The 16,622-nt window shown below is 38.4% G+C and carries 16 protein-coding genes; 4 read left to right on the top strand and 12 right to left on the bottom strand.

What is annotated here, in order from left to right; translation table 11 throughout:
• Positions 1–229 precede the first annotated feature (229 nt).
• From cas9 to FLP15_RS12765, 5 genes are all read right to left on the bottom strand, one after another.
• On the bottom strand, positions 230–3,745 hold the full coding sequence (gene cas9, locus FLP15_RS08600; protein WP_142766777.1) for a type II CRISPR RNA-guided endonuclease Cas9: 3,516 nt from the start codon (positions 3,743–3,745) through the stop codon (positions 230–232).
• Positions 3,746–3,875: 130 nt separating this feature from the next.
• Entirely contained in the window at positions 3,876–4,901 is a 1,026-nt protein-coding gene (locus FLP15_RS08595) for a DUF475 domain-containing protein (protein ID WP_142766776.1), read from the bottom strand.
• 77 nt (positions 4,902–4,978) lie between these two features.
• A complete protein-coding gene (locus tag FLP15_RS08590; RefSeq protein ID WP_142766775.1) occupies positions 4,979–5,470 on the bottom strand; it encodes a VanZ family protein in 492 nt (163 codons plus the stop codon).
• Positions 5,471–5,496: 26 nt separating this feature from the next.
• Positions 5,497–6,132 (bottom strand): YigZ family protein, encoded by a 636-nt coding sequence (locus tag FLP15_RS08585; RefSeq protein WP_142766774.1) that lies wholly within the window; start codon positions 6,130–6,132, stop codon positions 5,497–5,499.
• Between the two features lie 358 nt (positions 6,133–6,490).
• Positions 6,491–8,227 carry a hypothetical protein gene (locus FLP15_RS12765; RefSeq protein ID WP_190288277.1) on the bottom strand — a complete coding sequence of 579 codons (1,737 nt, stop codon included), beginning with the start codon at positions 8,225–8,227 and terminating at the stop codon, positions 6,491–6,493.
• Between the two features lie 132 nt (positions 8,228–8,359).
• On the opposite strand from FLP15_RS12765, the gene FLP15_RS08575 reads away from it, so the two are divergent.
• From FLP15_RS08575 to FLP15_RS13165, 3 genes are read left to right on the top strand one after another with little or no spacing between them, the layout of a single operon-like run.
• Entirely contained in the window at positions 8,360–9,631 is a 1,272-nt protein-coding gene (locus tag FLP15_RS08575) for an ATP-dependent helicase ComFA (RefSeq protein WP_142766773.1), read from the top strand.
• Entirely contained in the window at positions 9,628–10,173 is a 546-nt protein-coding gene (locus FLP15_RS08570) for a ComF family protein (RefSeq protein WP_223804596.1), read from the top strand. The genes FLP15_RS08575 and FLP15_RS08570 overlap by 4 nt, the downstream gene beginning before the upstream one ends.
• Positions 10,174–10,181: 8 nt before the next feature.
• The gene (locus FLP15_RS13165; RefSeq protein WP_223804765.1) at positions 10,182–10,274 is read left to right on the top strand and encodes a hypothetical protein; all 93 of its coding nucleotides are present in this window, start codon (positions 10,182–10,184) and stop codon (positions 10,272–10,274) included.
• A gap of 161 nt (positions 10,275–10,435) precedes the next feature.
• On the opposite strand, the gene FLP15_RS08565 is transcribed toward FLP15_RS13165, so the two are convergent.
• From FLP15_RS08565 to FLP15_RS08555, 3 genes are all read right to left on the bottom strand, one after another.
• A complete protein-coding gene (locus FLP15_RS08565) occupies positions 10,436–11,221 on the bottom strand; it encodes an ABC transporter permease (RefSeq protein ID WP_142766772.1) in 786 nt (261 codons plus the stop codon).
• Between the two features lie 24 nt (positions 11,222–11,245).
• Entirely contained in the window at positions 11,246–12,028 is a 783-nt protein-coding gene (locus FLP15_RS08560; protein WP_425351494.1) for an ABC transporter permease, read from the bottom strand.
• Positions 12,029–12,095: 67 nt separating this feature from the next.
• The gene (locus FLP15_RS08555; protein ID WP_142767477.1) at positions 12,096–13,082 is read right to left on the bottom strand and encodes an ABC transporter ATP-binding protein; all 987 of its coding nucleotides are present in this window, start codon (positions 13,080–13,082) and stop codon (positions 12,096–12,098) included.
• 224 nt (positions 13,083–13,306) lie between these two features.
• On the opposite strand from FLP15_RS08555, the gene FLP15_RS08550 reads away from it, so the two are divergent.
• Positions 13,307–14,185: an Rgg family transcriptional regulator gene (locus FLP15_RS08550; RefSeq protein ID WP_142766771.1), complete on the top strand. Its 879-nt coding sequence runs from the start codon at positions 13,307–13,309 to the stop codon at positions 14,183–14,185.
• Positions 14,186–14,290: 105 nt separating this feature from the next.
• On the opposite strand, the gene FLP15_RS08545 is transcribed toward FLP15_RS08550, so the two are convergent.
• From FLP15_RS08545 to FLP15_RS08530, 4 genes are read right to left on the bottom strand one after another with little or no spacing between them, the layout of a single operon-like run.
• Entirely contained in the window at positions 14,291–14,866 is a 576-nt protein-coding gene (locus tag FLP15_RS08545) for a nucleotidyltransferase family protein (RefSeq protein ID WP_223804594.1), read from the bottom strand.
• A complete protein-coding gene (locus tag FLP15_RS08540; protein ID WP_142766770.1) occupies positions 14,863–15,321 on the bottom strand; it encodes a diacylglycerol kinase family protein in 459 nt (152 codons plus the stop codon). The genes FLP15_RS08545 and FLP15_RS08540 overlap by 4 nt, the downstream gene beginning before the upstream one ends.
• A complete protein-coding gene (gene ybeY / locus FLP15_RS08535) occupies positions 15,305–15,793 on the bottom strand; it encodes an rRNA maturation RNase YbeY (RefSeq protein ID WP_142766769.1) in 489 nt (162 codons plus the stop codon). Before ybeY ends, FLP15_RS08540 begins: the two co-directional genes overlap by 17 nt.
• Before the next feature lie 45 nt (positions 15,794–15,838).
• Entirely contained in the window at positions 15,839–16,576 is a 738-nt protein-coding gene (locus tag FLP15_RS08530; RefSeq protein ID WP_142766768.1) for an alpha/beta fold hydrolase, read from the bottom strand.
• Positions 16,577–16,622: the final 46 nt, after the last annotated feature.

Here is a 16,622-nt window from a genome sequence, read left to right as displayed (position 1 = left end):
CCCAACCATCAAAGAGGTCGAACTCAGTTCTCCTTTCTATGAAAAAAACTCGCCCAAAGGCGAGTTAATGATTTCGGCATAAAGCCTTATCTTTGTAGATTCTCAATCATTTTCCTATCAATAAAAAGATTGAAATACGCTCCGTCGAGCGCAGTAGTTCGTCAACTACCCTTTTATTTTAGCAAAAATTTTGATTTCCTGCAAGCGTCACGTAAGCCTTTTCTTAATTTTATAAATTTAATTTTGGTTGGTCTGATTCTTTTTCGGTATAGTGGGGAGTTCCTAGGATGTCGGTGTTGACTTTGTAAAGTTTGTAGCCTTTTTTCGCAAGTGGTTTTAAAAATCTGCCAGAAGACGTTTTCCCATAAAAACTTACTTCTTCCGTTCCTTCAAAACGTGCCTTATGAACAGGTTTCATCTCTACATAACCCTCATTATTTCCTGCTCGTGATCCAAACAATAGCTCAATTTCTTCACCTTTATCATCCACAATTTTCACACGGTCATTCCGATACAAACTGAAACAAAATTCACTCTTCTGCCCAATTGGTTTCCACAATATCGTGCCGTCTGCTTCAACGCCATGTTTGAGTCTTTCATAGGCGTCAGCAATAATCCCATAAACACCTTGAGTAAATTTCAAATCCGAGTATTTCAACCCAAGAAGCTCATATTGCTCGGTATCAGGATTGAAATAGACATCTGTTCGCCAAGGCTTCAAACTCTGTAAGACCACTTTGTTTTTAGCATTTCGCGGTGTGATGTCGATGTGGCTGCCGACTTTGCTATCATAATATTTCAAGCTCACGACTTTTGGACCATTATTATGCTTCGCGTACTTTGTGATAAAGCCATTATCACGGCGATAAAATTCAAACGGAGAGATGGGCATTACTTTGACTTTTCCGTCCACTTGCGTTTTCTCTTCAAAGTCAGGGTAATCTTTCATAATTTCAATCAATTTTTCCCAAGTTCTTGGGTCTTTTTCTTGCATTAAAAACTTGGTATCGCCTTTTTTATTTGCCTCGTCGTATAACTTTTTGAATTTCGCAAAATCTTCAACATTGTAGATATTTTTTATCGTGCCAAAAATATATTCCTCAGAAATCTCAACTTCGCGCTTATTTTTGCCTCTGCCTTGGATTTGCACCGATTGCTTCTGCCGCGTTCCATAAATCGTCTGATTAGCAACTGCGCGATTAGCTTTCTTATCCACACGATGACTAAATTTGACGGGATTTTCTGGATTATCTATATCATTTGCCAGTTCAACATCTTTGAACAAAGGAAAATCATAAAGTTCATCAACCAAGCGTTCAAAATCTTTGTTTTTAATTACCGCCCATTGCTTCAAAACTTCGGCTTCGCGCGCTTTTTTGACTGCTTCTCTATCTTGTAAAATTTCTCCCGTTTCCTTGTCAATATCAATCAATTTGACCGCTTTGTCAAACGCCTTGAGCAGCGGAAAACTAGCGATAATACTGGCGTCAATCGCATGGTGATGGTGTGTGTCACGCGTTTTGGCAAGTCCACCGACGCCGTTCCACTTTTTGCGCATTTGGCTCGTCCATTTGCCACGGACGACTTTGACTTTGGTTGGCAGATTATTCGACTTGAAAAAGCTATAAAACTCGTCTAGTACCACGCGCGAAGCATAGCGCGTATCATTGAGATTACGCTGAATGAAGCTGCGGCGCGTGATAATGTCGTTCAAATCTGCGTCATTGAGCAAATTATCCCTTTTATTTTTGCTATAACGTTTGTTCGCTTTAACTTTGGCAATGTATTCAGCTTTTGATTGTCCAAATCCACCACCGTTATTAATCCAACCAAGCGGTGTTTGTTGCGCTTTTTCCTGATTACACTGGCTGTGGACGAGCACTTTGTTATTTTGCGCATCGTCATAGCTGACAGAAATCGGAATGATGTGGTCAATTTCAAAACTTTCATTGTTGTCGATGAGGTCTATTGCTTTGATTTTCTTGCCACAATAGGGGCAAATATTTTCCTGCTGATACCAATAACGTACTTTTTGCGAAAGTCCGCGAATTTGCCGATATTTCAGGAGAAGCTCACTATTAGAAACAGAACTAGGCAGTTGCTGCAAAATCTCGTTGTCAGCTTCAGCTTTCTCTGATTCATTTTGCTTTTGCATTTTGACAATATTTTTGCGTGCTTCTTCTTCATTATCCTCACGCGGCAGCTCAATGACAACGTGCTCAATGTTTTCACGCCCGACACGCTTTGCAATTGCATTGAAAACATTAATCGATTCACGCGTAGATTTGGCAACGACAGGATTATAAATTTCTTCTGTGATTTGAAGTGCAGGGATATTTTTCAGCCCTTTATATTTCTCATTATCAGGCTTCATCAATCCCAAACGTGTCAAAATCGTCATCTGCTCGTCATGCGTATTGAGCAGCTCAGGAATCAACAAATTCAACGTTTTGTAAGAAAAACTGTGCCAAGTCGCACGTCCGTCAACGAGGAATTCCTTGTTTTTGTTGACAATAAGTTCTTTGACTTCGTCAGAAATAGCAAAATCAGCTTTATCTAACTGTTTGCGGATTTCTGCTTTTTCATTATTCAGTGTAAGGATGTCCGCAATTTTGTCGAAAAATTCAGTGGGCAAATCATTGGCTTCAATATTAATTTCTGCGAGCGCTTTGCGGAATTTTCTGTAAGCAAAAAGTGTATGCTTAAATTCAATTTCACCACCTTTTTTGGTTTTAAGTTCATCAAATTTTACTCCAATTAACTTACAAATCTGAACTTTCCCAAACTGACCATCAGCCGATTTCGCAGCTGACAGAATTTCTTTTTTCGTTTCAGTGGTCAGTTTTCCATCTTCAGCATTTGGCACCGTCAGATTGTTCAAGTCATTCAGCAAATTGTAAATCTGAGCGGTCAAACTTGAAGCTGAAGCTCGTTTTTGCTTTATTCCTCCAGCTATTTTTGTACCAATGTTATCTTCACCAATTAAATACTCATAAAGATTTTCTCCAACAAAAATTAGTTTCCCTTGTTCTAATCTATAGCGGCCATAAGGCGTTGGCCATTTTTCACTACCTGGACCATGAAAATATTCCCTTTTGCGAGTAACAAGTCCGATTAATTTTTCAATAAATTCATCTGTGATCTCTGGATAAAATTCAGCCTGTTTCTCTAAAATCCGCTTTGCTTCGTCAGCATAGGCGGATGACGGAAAAACATTAAGCAGCGTTTTTTCATCATCTGCTTTGACCTGACCGCGAACTTGACTATATTCATTCAACCGCTCAAGCTGAATTTGGCCGACCGTCTTTTCACGCAAAAGCTGACGATTGATGTTAATCGAAGATTTGTAATCGCTAACTCCACTTTTCCCATCGTCTTCCAAATCTCCCAAATCATAGGAAATCCCGCGCCGATTGACAATATGATAAAGCGCAGCCGCCAATTCTTCTTTTGACAATTGCTCCGTCAGCCCACTGACACGAAGTGCATAAGGATTTTGATTTTTGTCAGTGTTGACAGTAAAGCCATTTTTTGTCAATAACTTTGTCAAATCTGACAAACGATTTTTTCGCCGTCTAATCAGCCGTCTTGTCCCACGAAAACCACGTCTTTCTTGATTTCCAGCAGCATTTCCAGATGGAAAAATCCGACTGCCTAAGTCAACAATTTTCTTTTTCTCAATATCCACAATGCTCCAGCCAACCGAGGCAATACCGATGTCTAAACCGACACTATACTTTGTCATAAATCTCTCCTGTATACGTTTTCTTTAATTTTATCATATTTTCCTTCGAAAAAATGAAAATGAAAAACCCCAGTTAAATTGCACTGAGATTTTTAAATATTTACAGTTTTGGAATACTATCAATCAGCCCTCAATGTTTCCGATTATACAAAACACTAGAGATAAATGAAACGACAATAATCACACCGCCTAAGAGGCCTGTGATGGCTTCTCCGATGTCCCATTTGATACTGCCTAAAATGAGGAGGGCGAGGGTTAAGATTGCCCAATGTGCGCCGTGTTCCAGATAGACGAGTTCGTTGAGCGTGCCTTTTTTGACAAGGTAAAGGGTCAGCGAGCGCACAAACATTGCCCCAATCACACCGAGACCTAAAAGGATGATGATAGGGTCAGAGGTAATCGCAAAAGCGCCAATCACACCATCAAAACTAAATGATGCATCAATCACTTCCAGATAGAGAAAGAGAGCGAGTCCTGCTTTCCCCGTGGCAATCACAAAGTTGGTCGCAGAGCTTGAAGCCGCCTTGCTGTGGCTCATCATCTCACCAAAGCCGTCAACAAGCATGAAAGTCAAGATACCAAGGAGTCCCGCAAAAAGAATCGTCTGTGCATTTTCTGTCAAGGTCATTGAAGCAACTAAGAGTAAGGCCAGCGAAATAATCGCATTTGCTGCAGGGAAATGTCCGATTTTTTGAAGAACTTTCTCTGGAAGTTTGAGCCAAGTGTGCGCACGTTTGTCAAAGAAAAAGCTAAGGGCTAACATGAGCAGAAACATTCCACCGAAAGCCGCAATCTGCGGATGTGCATGATGAAGAATGTAGCCATAAGTGCCTGCCTGATGGGGATTACCTTTTTCAAGTGCTAAACGCAAAGCACGCACAGGACCCATCTGCGCTGAAACACTCACAATGAGCAGGGGAAAAATCAAGCGCATTCCTACTACGGCAATCAATATTCCAACGGTTAAAAAGACTTTTTGCCAAGTTGGACTCATGCGTTCAAGAATCCTCGCATTGACAATCGCATTATCAATCGAAAGCGAGATTTCAAGAACAGCAAGAATCGCTGTGATAAAAAGTGCATCCCAGCCACCATAAATAAAAGCAACGATGAGTGCAATGATACTAACAATAATTGAGCCTCTGAAAATTTTCATGGGGTTCCTTTTCTTCTATATTTATCTTTTCTAAAATAAAATGACTTTTATCATTTTAACATAAATATCATATTTACTTACATGATTCGTCTAAAGAAAAGTCTCCCAATCCAGATTAAGATTAAAACTATCATAATGAATCCCAAAACAACAATATTTCTATCAACTTTGCGCTCTTGTCCTAATTTCCTAGCAATACTATATAGACTCAAACCAATAAGTCCTCCTAAACTATTAGTGATAAGGTCCGTCACATCACTCGCACCAATAGACAATAGATATTGCAAACTTTCAAATAAGAAACTGATCGCACAGATGATTAAAATTTTTAATAAAAATGGAATTTTCCTTCCCACCATATTCAAGAGCACACCAAAAGGAACAAAAATAAGAACATTGAGTAAAACTTCTCTCCGTCCTCCTGAAAGAGCAAATGGAACCAAATTGAGACTTCGTGTGTTCACGTTTATTAAAAAGTTAATCGGATGAAAAGAAAGTTTAAATAAAATAATCCAGATTAGAATAAGGCTATATATGGTAAATAAAATTTTAGCTAGTGTTTTAGTCATTGAATCCTTTCGTGGCCAAATAAAGTTTACTTAATTTGTGCAAAATCGACTTCTGTCAGTTTGATTTGTCCTTTGTCAGCGATGATTTTTCCATTAAAATGCTCTGTCAGTGCTGACAGAAAGCTGTCAGCGCGGTTTTTGTCAATGTATGCACTCACTTTGATTTCTGTCAAAAATTCGGCTTCTACGATGACAAGATTTTCTTGTGTCAAAAAACGCTGTAAGCTGTCATAAAGACTGTAATCAAGGCGCAAAATCATTTCTTGCTGCTCAACTAACTTCACCAGCCCGACGGCTTCAATCGCATGATTGACAGCACCTGCATAAGCACGAATGAGTCCGCCTGCGCCTAGCTTAATGCCGCCAAAATAGCGCGTGACAACGCCACAGCTATTAGTGATTTCCTTCTTTTTTAAGATTTCAAGCATGGGAACGCCTGCTGTACCTGACGGCTCTCCATCATCACTCATCCGCTGGATTTCCTGCCGATCGCCGATTGTATAAGCCCAGCAGTTATGATTGGCACGAGGATTGGCTTTTTTGACCTGTGCAATAAAGTTTTGCGCTTCCTCTTCTGATTTGACACGAGCGAGCTGACAGATGAAACGTGATTTTTTGATTTCTTCTCCATAAATGCCGTCTTTTTTTATCGTGATTGTCATCTATTTCTCCTCATTATTCTTTAGGTGACCTCAATATTTTCACCCTCACGAACGAAAAGTCTTAGCTCAATTATAGCATTTTTACATATAGAAAATGCAAAGTTCTACGGCTTTGCATTTCTCTATTTCATCTTCCATCAAAACAAGTGCGTGCTATCTCCGCCCTTTCGGGCTACGCTGTCCTAGGGTGTTAGTGCTTTGCGACTCGACTTGTGACTTTAGCCACTTAGCGAGAACCATTGTGACTTGGTGTAGCGAGCCTGAATACCCGTGGTGTGGACAGCGCAGCGTAGCGAAGATAGCGAGTAGAGAAAACGGACAAATATTTTACGAAACTCTCACTGAATAAGTCTTGACTTCATTTTTCCTTTTTAGCGGATTTTTTATGTTTTTTAAGCCCTTCTTCAAGCGCGACAGCTGCGGCTCCAAGTGCAATAGCGCCACCTTCTATTTCTAGAAGCTCATCAGTTTTATCCCCTGTTTTTGGCATATCCATTTCTTCACCACCTACAACGAACCCGTCATCCATTGGTACCGGTGCTGGTTCATCAGAGGTAAAGCTATAAGTTGGTGTCAAAGTAATCATCGGCTCTGGAATACTCTCGGCCTGCTCCTCTTTTTCTAGCTCTGTTTTTTCCTCAATCTGTGTCTCTGGGTTCTTCTCTTCTTCGATGATTTCTGGTTCTGGTTCTGGCTCTGGAATTGGCTCAGGTGTTGGTTCTGGTTCAGGTACACTTTCTGGTAAAACCAATCTCACTGTTGTTTTCCAACTTGCTGAATACAAACTTTCAACTTCAGTGTAATAGTACCTCAACCCTCGATACCACTCGCTTCCACCAGTAGCTTCTGGATGGAAAGTTGATTTCAACCAATGAAAGGCTGGATTCTCTGCTGTGCCATCCGCAGTCCTTGTCAATACAATATATACATAATTATCTGTCCCTACCAAACTCTTTAGAGCAGGAGTTCGTGATTGATTGGCGTATGTTTCAAGTGGACTTCTCAGTGTTACGGATTGTCCAACCTCAAGAGAATACAACAAATCTTTGAACGAAGCTGCGTTTAGTATACCACCAATCGTAGCATGATCTTCTGGACTCACAACTTGTTGATTAAAACCAAAATTCAACACCCAGTTCGATATAGCCATTGTAGCATTCGTTGTCCATGCTCCCGAACTTTTCGGATTATAATTATGCACCCCTTCTAAGAAAGTCGCAGTTGAACCATTAATCGAGTCAAGCTCAGGTGGAAGCACTGTTGAGCCATCTAAAAACATCATCGCATCAAGTCCTTCATGATACGTCCCATGTGCAAAATCTCCATCAACACCATGTTCAAATAATATTTTCCCCTCTTGAGTGACATATTCCCACGCAGCTGGAACTACTCCGACAGGAAGTTGTCCCACAGGACCAATAGTCGTTTCAAAACTTGCAGATTCTTCTGCAAAATGGTACATCTCTTTTTCCTCAGCTGTGAAATCTGGAACTTTAGATAAATCATCTACTCCAAAAAAGAGCGTTGCTTCATTTTCCGTTCGGTCAAATTCATAACCTGTAAAATTCTTAATTCCAAATTTATTAAGAATATCCTTGACATTGACATCAGTCTTAATCTTCGTGATATCACCAAAAAGAGTGATTAAGTAGTTAATGTCTTCACTTTCCCACAAACTTGTGAAGTCAACTTTTGTAAGACTTTCAGCATCCACTTCCTCCGCAGCGGCAGTTTCCCCTAGTACTACTTCTGTTATTTCTTTTGAAAGATTTCGAGAAATTTGTGCCAAACGTGCGGTCAAAGGTGATACTTTGGACAAAGTTGTTGTGAGAAACTCTATCGAAGGAATTTCTTCTGGAAATGGACTTCCTGCAGCTCCAAGAAGTCCTGCAATTGCCGCCTCAATACTTGAGCTATCCCCTTTCTTTTTCTTACTTTTCGTATCTTTTTTAATCATTACTGACTTGATGAAAGATTTCGCAGCAGCAACTTCTGCTGGTGTTGCTGTCGCCACAACAACAGAAGAGCCTGCAACTATTCCTGTTGCGATAAGCAGAAGTCTAAGCATCCTAGATTTAATTTGATTTGATTTCATAGCTTTCCCTCCATTTTTAGTATTTCCTATTAACTCTATTTAAACAAATTTTAACAAAAACACATAATAATTTAATATTCGTAATATTTAAAATACGCGTTACATCAAGCAAAGTTTTACGTATAACTATTTATGAAAGATTTATACGGACGATTATTACTGACAACAGATTTTAATCGCATCAGACATTCTGTCAGCAAAGCTGATTTTAACCAATCTCCTGCTATGATTTCTGTCAGCACTGACAGCATCAAATGTTTGCGATGTGGCAGCATCCACAAAAAAGTTATGGTTCGACTTCCTCTAGGATGTTTTTATTGCCCGACTTGTATTAATCTGGGAAGGGTGCGCTCTGATGAGTCACTCTATCACTTCCCTCAGCAAAATTTTATAGCACATTCTTATCTTCGTTGGTCAGGAAAACTAACCTCAGAACAGCAAAAAATCGCTGACAGCCTTGTCACAGATTGCCGTCAGCACTCACAGATTCTTGTCAGAGCTGTCACAGGTGCAGGAAAGACCGAGATGATTTACCCAATCATCAATCAATATTTGAGAGATGGAAAAAGTGTTGCAGTTGTCAGTCCTCGAATTGATGTCTGTATCGAGCTACATCAACGACTTTCTCGTGATTTTTCTTGTAAAATACCACTCTTGCATGGCGAAGGTCAGCCTTATTTTCGTGCCCCACTTGTGATTGCGACTACGCATCAACTCTTACGATTTCGTGATGCCTTTGACTTATTGATTGTTGACGAAGTTGATGCCTTTCCTTTTGCAGACAATCCAATGCTTTATTTTGCTGCTTGCACTGCCAGAAAACCTGATTCTTGTTTAATTTATCTGACTGCCACAACCACTGATTTTTTAGATCATCAAATCAAAATCGGAGCTCTCCATCAACTTGAGCTAACTCAACGTTTTCATGGAGGCAAGCTTACTGTTCCAAAACTTTTATGGCATACAAAATTTATCCAATGTTTAAAAAAGCAGAGAATAAGCCGTTTCCCGCTTCTTATTTTTGTCCCCGAAATTAAGTTTGGTGAATCTTTTACAAAAAAGTTAAAGCAAAAATTTCCAGAAGAAAAAATTGCATTTGTATCCTCCAAAAGCAAGCAGCGCTTAAATATCGTTGAAGACTTTCGTTCAGGAAACTACTCCATCCTTGTCACCACAAGTATTTTAGAGCGTGGAGTCACTTTTCCAGAAATAGACGTCTTTGTTCTCCTCGCTCATCACACTAATTTTACAAAATCAGCCCTTATCCAAATGTCAGGGCGAGTTGGGCGCTCAATCACGCGCCCTAGTGGATTAGTCTACTTTTTTCACGAAGGACGAACTAAAGCCATGCTTAAAGCTGTTCAGGAAATAAAAAAATCAAATCGTAGAGGAGGAGTTTTATGACCTGCCTGCTCTGTCACGCTAAATTTCATATTCATTATCGCTTTTCAGATTTGTTTCTTCTCAAAACTTCTGAGCAATTTATCTGTCCAGATTGTCAGCAAGATTTTATAAAAATCCCAACAGAACACTGCCCACGTTGCTATAAGTCAGGGGATTCACAGATTTGCAAAGATTGTCAAGAATGGGAAAGTAAAGGTATCTTGATTAACCACCAAGCTATTTTCCAGTACAATGGCGCAATGCACGACTATTTCAGTCGTTATAAATTTCTTGGGGATTACCAACTTCATAAAATTTTTAAATCATTTTTCCAAAAATTTGACAAAAACTTTACGGTCGTTCCTATCCCAATCAGTCCAGAACGCTATCAAGAGCGTGGATTTAATCAAGTTTCTGCCTTTCTAAAAGAGCATTCTTTTACAGAGTTGCTTGTTAAATCTGACACATCAACTCAAAGTTCTCTTGACAGAAAAGATCGCTTAAACTCAAAAAATGCGTTTTCTATAATAGAAAACGCAATCCTTCCCCAAAAGTCCTCTTAGTCGATGATATTTATACCACAGGAGCAACCTTACAGCACGCTACTCATCTTCTTAAAGATTCAGGTGTTAGAGAAATCAAGACTTTTTCGTTATGTCGCTAAATCTAAGTTGGAAGTTCAAATCGCAATCCAGCAAAGCTGGCAAGACGAAATGTTAAGAGCAAAAGACGGTATATTTGCAATCCAACTACCAAATCTGCTTATGCGGATTTAGAGGTGAACTAGTATAAGAATTGTCTATCAAAGCTTTTTCAATCGTTATCTCAAGAGCCTGCGGACTCGTATGCCGCAATTCCCTTATTCCAAATCCAGAGTGCAAAAGTCATAAACAGGACAGAAACAAGTATTGTCCCCCCAATATTTAAAACAAAATTTTGCCCTTTCAGTAAGAAACTTGCTGGGTAATAAGCCGTAAAGGCAAACGGCACTATAAAACTAATCAAAAAACGAACTGGAAAATTATAAATCGTGACAGGATATTTTGAAAATCCATTGACCTGATAAAAAACATATAGCAAACTTCCGCTTTGTTTCATCCAAAATGCTAAACTTGAAAGTATTATTTTCAGTGCTGTATAGATCAATGTCGCAAAAGGAATACTTACAATAAAAGCAAAAGCTTTGAGTGGAGTCCAAGCAACCGTCTGCCATGTACTTGCCATTAATAATATCCCGATTAACATCTCACCAAAACCATCAACTTGAAACATTTCGAGCGCACAGTAAATCAATGGACTAATCGGACGCGTCATATATTTGTCAAAATCTCCCCTACGGACCAGTCGCTGTCCAACCGCCCAAAGATTATCTGTTAAGACGTGGTCAATGCCTTTAGGAAGCGAGCCATAGCCATAAATAAAAATAATCTCAGGTAAACTCCAGCCACGTAAACTTGGAATCTGTGTAAAAATAATTCCAATCAGCAAAATATTTAGCCCTTGTGTCAAAAAAACACCAATAATTCCCACCAAAAAATCTGCTTTGTATTCCATCAATTGTTTGAGATATTGTGCGGCAAAGATTTTTTCTAATCTTAAAATTCTTTTCATAGTTCCCCCAATATTTTACTCTGCTTAAATAGTCGTTCCAACTTTTTTAACCCCTTGCACATTGAGGCGTGTGATTGTATAACGCCAAATTAACTTTGATAACCCCATGAAAATTAAAAGCCAAACAACTTGAATAGCAAAAGCAATTAAAATTTGGCTCGTATTTTCTTTCCCTAAATAAATCATCACTGGTGTATAGATCAAGCTAGAAAAAGGCAATAAGCTCAATAGATGTCCAATAGCTGGTGGAAAAAAGCTCAACGGAATCAACGAACCCGACATAAAAGCAACGACTGCACTTTTCAAAACATTGGCTCCCCACAAATTTTGGAACACAAATGCTGTGAAACCATAGCAAAGATTAAAATAAAAATTGATAAAATAGGCAAATATCGAGCTCAAAAGAAATAGAGCAAAATTAATGAAACTAAAACTTACTGTTGCAGGATGCAAAAATTGATAGAGTAAAACACCGCCAAAAATCGGTACACTAAGCATTCCAATTGCAACAGATTTTCCGCCTAATTCGTTGAACAAAAAAGTTGCATTAAAGTTAACTGGTTTCAAAAGACGCATCGCAACTGAACCGTCTTTCACTTCATCGCCAAGCGCCCAAGCGCCGTCTGAATAAGAAAGTTGGGAGGTGAAAAAACTCAAAAAAACATAAAGCGTCATTTCTTGAACGGTAAAACCGTTAAGATTAGTCCGTGGTGAACTCAGAAAAACAGCTTGCCATAGAAAGAAAGTAACAATGGCCCCCATAATATCACCCAACCTGTAAATCAAAAAATCCATCCGATATGCCATCAGACCTTGAACTCCCGCACGTAGGAATGGGCGATATTTTTTAAAATTAGAATAAAGTCCTCTCACTCTAAATCTCCTTTCTAAAAAATCTACGAATAATTTCCTCAATGTCAGCATCTTTAACCGAAACATCCAGCACTTGAGCTTGACTCATCACAGAGTGCAAAAGTTGTGGCACTGTAATTTTTGTCGCATCAAATCGAACTTTTACCTGTCGCCCCACTTGTTCGATTTCAACGTCTGAAAAGCTAGCAAAATTAATCTTTTTCACCTCTTCTTCGCTGAACAATTCAAAATCAACTTCATGAATCTTACCAAATGTCGATTTTAATTGGCTGACAGAACCATCAAACATTGCTTCTCCTTTATCAATCATATAAATTCGATTGCAAAGCAGTTCAATATCCGCAAGGTCATGCGTCGTCAGGATAATCGTTGTTTTTTCTTCTTGATTAATTTGCATAATCGCTTTTCTAATATTATCCTTGACTGCAACATCAAGTCCTATAGTTGGCTCATCCAAAAATAACACTTTGGGACTATGTAAAAGACTTGCAGCAATATCTGCTCGCATCCGTTGACCAAGTGAAAGTGTACGGACGGGGTCTTTGATAAACTCATGTAATTCAAGCACTTCATTGAGAAAATCCATGCGTTTTTGAAATTGTTTGTCGGGTACTTCATAAATTTCTTTAAGCACACTATATGTTTCTTGTAGTGCCAAATCCCACCAAAGTTGCGTACGTTGACCAAATACAACACCGATTTCTTTGACATATTCGGTGCGATTTTCTTGCGGAATTTTTCCATTAATCCTACAAGTCCCGCTTGTTGGAGTTAATATCCCTGTTAACATCTTAATTGTTGTAGATTTACCTGCACCATTTGCACCAATAAAGCCAAGAATCTCCCCCTTTTTTACATCAAAAGTTAGATTTTTTACTGCTTCAAAGGTTTCATACTCTGGATTGAAAAGAGATTTAACAGCTCCTTTTAAACCAGATTGCTTAATTGTTTTTTTGAAGCTTTTACTGAGTTCATTAACCTCTATCATTTTTTCCATAATTTTCCTGATTTCTGCTGATAATAAGGGTTTTGACAGAACTGTCAAAACCTGATATACGTAGTATATCAAACTTTGCACAAAAAATTTGATAGCAGTTTCAAATTTTTTTAGGAGGAAACGGCGCTATCAAATTTTATGTTTTTATTGTATAATGACTTGAAAGCGAAATCAATATTTTTTAAAGTGAAATTTCGCAGATATGAGAGGAAAAAATGGTTGATAAATTAATTGGGAAGACTTATAAATCCTTGCGTTTACTAAAAAAAATTGAAGCAAAGGCCGTGGCGAGTGAGCAGCTTTCCTATTCACAACTTTTAAAATTTGAGCAAGGAAAAACAAGCTTGACGATTGAAAAGCTGATGTATGCCCTCACTCAAATTGGCAGTACACTTGGAGATTTTGAATATCTTTATTACGAGCAAGCCGATTATCTTCCCTTGCAAATCGGTGGTGCTATTTTTCGAACTTATTGGGAACGAAATTCATCTAAATTACAAAAATTAGTGAACGAATTAAAAGATGACTTAGCGAAATATCCTGATGATCCTAGATATTTTATCTATCTCGTACAGGCGGAGAGTTTTCTGGCACAAGTTGATAAAGATTTCAAGATTTCTGATGCTGGCATTCTGAAAATTTACGACTATCTCATGGGCGTTTCACAATGGTGGATGCTAGAATGTGAAATTTTAATGAATTGTGCAAGTATTTTTTCTGACCATCAACTTCGGGAATTGGTCCACAAAATGATTAATCCTGGCGTCCAATATCGCAATCCTGATGCACTTCAGTCACATATCAATGCTGCTTTACTTTCCAGCATTCGTGTACTGATTGCAAACAAACATTTTGAACCCCTGCGAGAGATTTTTGATTATTTAGATGCGCATATTTTACCAGATTATAATATGTATGAACGAGCGATGTTTGCTTATTTTAAGGTCCTTTATCGCTTTCGCAAAAATCCTTCGAAAGAAAGTTTATTAGCTGTTGAATCCTGTATTGAGGCTTTCAAATTGTTAGAATGTTTCGGACTTGCAAATTTAGCAACTGAAGAACTTGAACGTTACAAAAAAGAATCGCATATTTGAGAAATTTTATTACATTTAATAAAAAGTGTACTGACAGAAAGTTGTCAGTACACTTTTTTAATGACAGATTTGTCGAGAATACTGACAGAATTTCTGTCAGTATTTTTAGTCTTTATCATCAGGCCAAGGAAGCACAGTCAAGCCCTGAAATCTTTCTTGCCATTTTTTTGCTTTAGCAAGATACATCTCACGTGTGATATCGTCATGCACCAATGGACGAATTGTTCTTGAAAAAATATCATCTAAACCATAGGGTGCAAAATAACGAAGCCCCGTCTGTGTCTGAGTGATGCCGATAGCGTGAACCGTTGCAATCCAGCGTTCAATTGCATTTTCACAGCTCGTATAAGGTAGTCTGTCAGTACCATGCCAAAGATGCATTTGAGCTTCATTGTGTACATCAAATTGATAACCAAATTTTACTGACAAAAAATTTTCCAAAGCTTTGTCAGCAATTTTAGATTCATCAGCTGACAAATGAGAATCAAAATAAACAAGATCTATATCATGAACCTCATTCATCAATGGCTTGCCCTCTTGAGCATTCCACACCGTTTGAAAAACACTTCCAGCAGCGATATACCAATGAGGTAAATTTAGTTTTGACACTTCCTCAACAATCATCATCAGTTCTGTATTTTGCTGCAAAATATTTAAAAATTCTGTTTCTTTATCTATCATTTAAAAATTAAGCTCCAAATTTTAGGGAGAAAAACAATCAAACCAACCACAATCGCAAACCCTGAAATCACAAGAACCGCTCCAGCTGCCATATCTTTTGCACGTTTTGCCCGCATATGAAACTGATAATCAGAGGCCAAATCAACCACATTTTCAATCGCTGAATTAAAAAGTTCCGCCATAAAAACAAGGAAAATAGATAAAAGTAGAAATAACCACTCAAACTCTGAAATTTTGAAAAATATCCCAAAAGCAATTGCTACAATCGCTGACAGAGCGTGTTTTCTCATATTTCGCTCATAACGAAAAGCAGTCAAAATTCCTGTCAAAGCAAAATTCAAACTTGAAAAAACATCTCTATTTTTCCACTTATCGCGCGAATTAGCATTTTTGTCATTCGGATTTTTGAAATCCTTCTTGTCATAAACTTTAAAATCTTTATCGTGTGAGTCCATAGGCAGTCAAAATCTCCTCTTGAAGTCCAAACATCTCTGCCTCTTCCTCAGGCGTATAGTGGTCATAGCCATTGATATGCAAGAAACCATGTACTGCAAGCCAGCCATACTCACGTTCAATCGAATGTCCATAACCTGCTGCTTGCTCTGCTGCTTTATCAATCGAAATAAATAATTCACCAATAAAAGGATCCATCTCATTGAGCAATTCCTCAGGAATTTCCATTTCCTCATCAAAAAAAAATTCACTTTCATCAGGTTTGTACTCTAGCGAAATCACATCTGTTGGACGGTCTGTATCACGATATTCCAAATTCAATTCATGAGAGCGAGCATTATCAACAAATGTGACTGCCATCTCCGTTGCATCTTTCAACTTCAATTTTTCAGCAGCAAATGCCAAGATTTTTTCAGTTTGCTCAATGATGTTTGCAGGAACCTTTCCTGTTTCATCTGTCATTTCTACGTACATTTTATATTTCCTTATTTTTTGTTACTGACAAGCTTTATAATATTATCAAATACCATTCTCGATTCGTAAGAGCCAATTTTTTACCAAGAATTCAAATACTTCTGGCTGTTCCATTTGTAAATTGTGTCCTGCTAAATCCAAAATCGCAAAAGTGGTACGTGGATAATCTTTTAACAAACTAAGTTGGTCAACAAAGCCCACCGTTCCATCTTGATGTCCCAACAAAATCAAAGTCGGAGCATCGAAAGCTTTGACATGGCTCGTATCAAAACTAAGCGCATAAGACTCACGCAAACGTGCCAAAAATTCTGAATTAGCATCTCGCCAAAGCTTGTCTGAGCGGACACTCGCTTGCTGACAAATCTCAGTGTCATAAAACCATTCGACATCAGGCAAATTTCTAGCCTCTGTATCTGGAATGACCATAGGTTCTAGGAGCAACAAACCTGATACCTGAGCACCTTTTGCTACCATTGCTCTTGCCAAATATCCACCATATGAATATCCAGCTAACAAAAAAGGCTCACCAATAACTTCTTTTGCAAAGCTCATCAAAGTAGATAAAATCATATCCGACGAGGAAAAATCATCATGAACAGATGAATCTCCCATTCCTGGTAAATCAACGTAAATCCGTTTATATCCTATTTTCTCATTGAAAATTGGCTCAAAAACTTCAGCCATCGTTGCTAAATGAGCTGCCCAGCCATGCAAAATCAATATCGGCTTTCCTTCACCCATTACTTCATAATGTAGCTTAAAATCATCGATTTGGAAAAACATTTTATCCTCTTTTTATTCATTTTTTATTTCTGCCATTTCTGACAGA

This window comes from Lactococcus protaetiae, assembly GCF_006965445.1.
Classification (GTDB): domain Bacteria; phylum Bacillota; class Bacilli; order Lactobacillales; family Streptococcaceae; genus Lactococcus; species Lactococcus protaetiae.
Note: the sequence above shows the minus strand (reverse complement) of the source record. Positions and strands in the feature narration are given on the sequence as shown.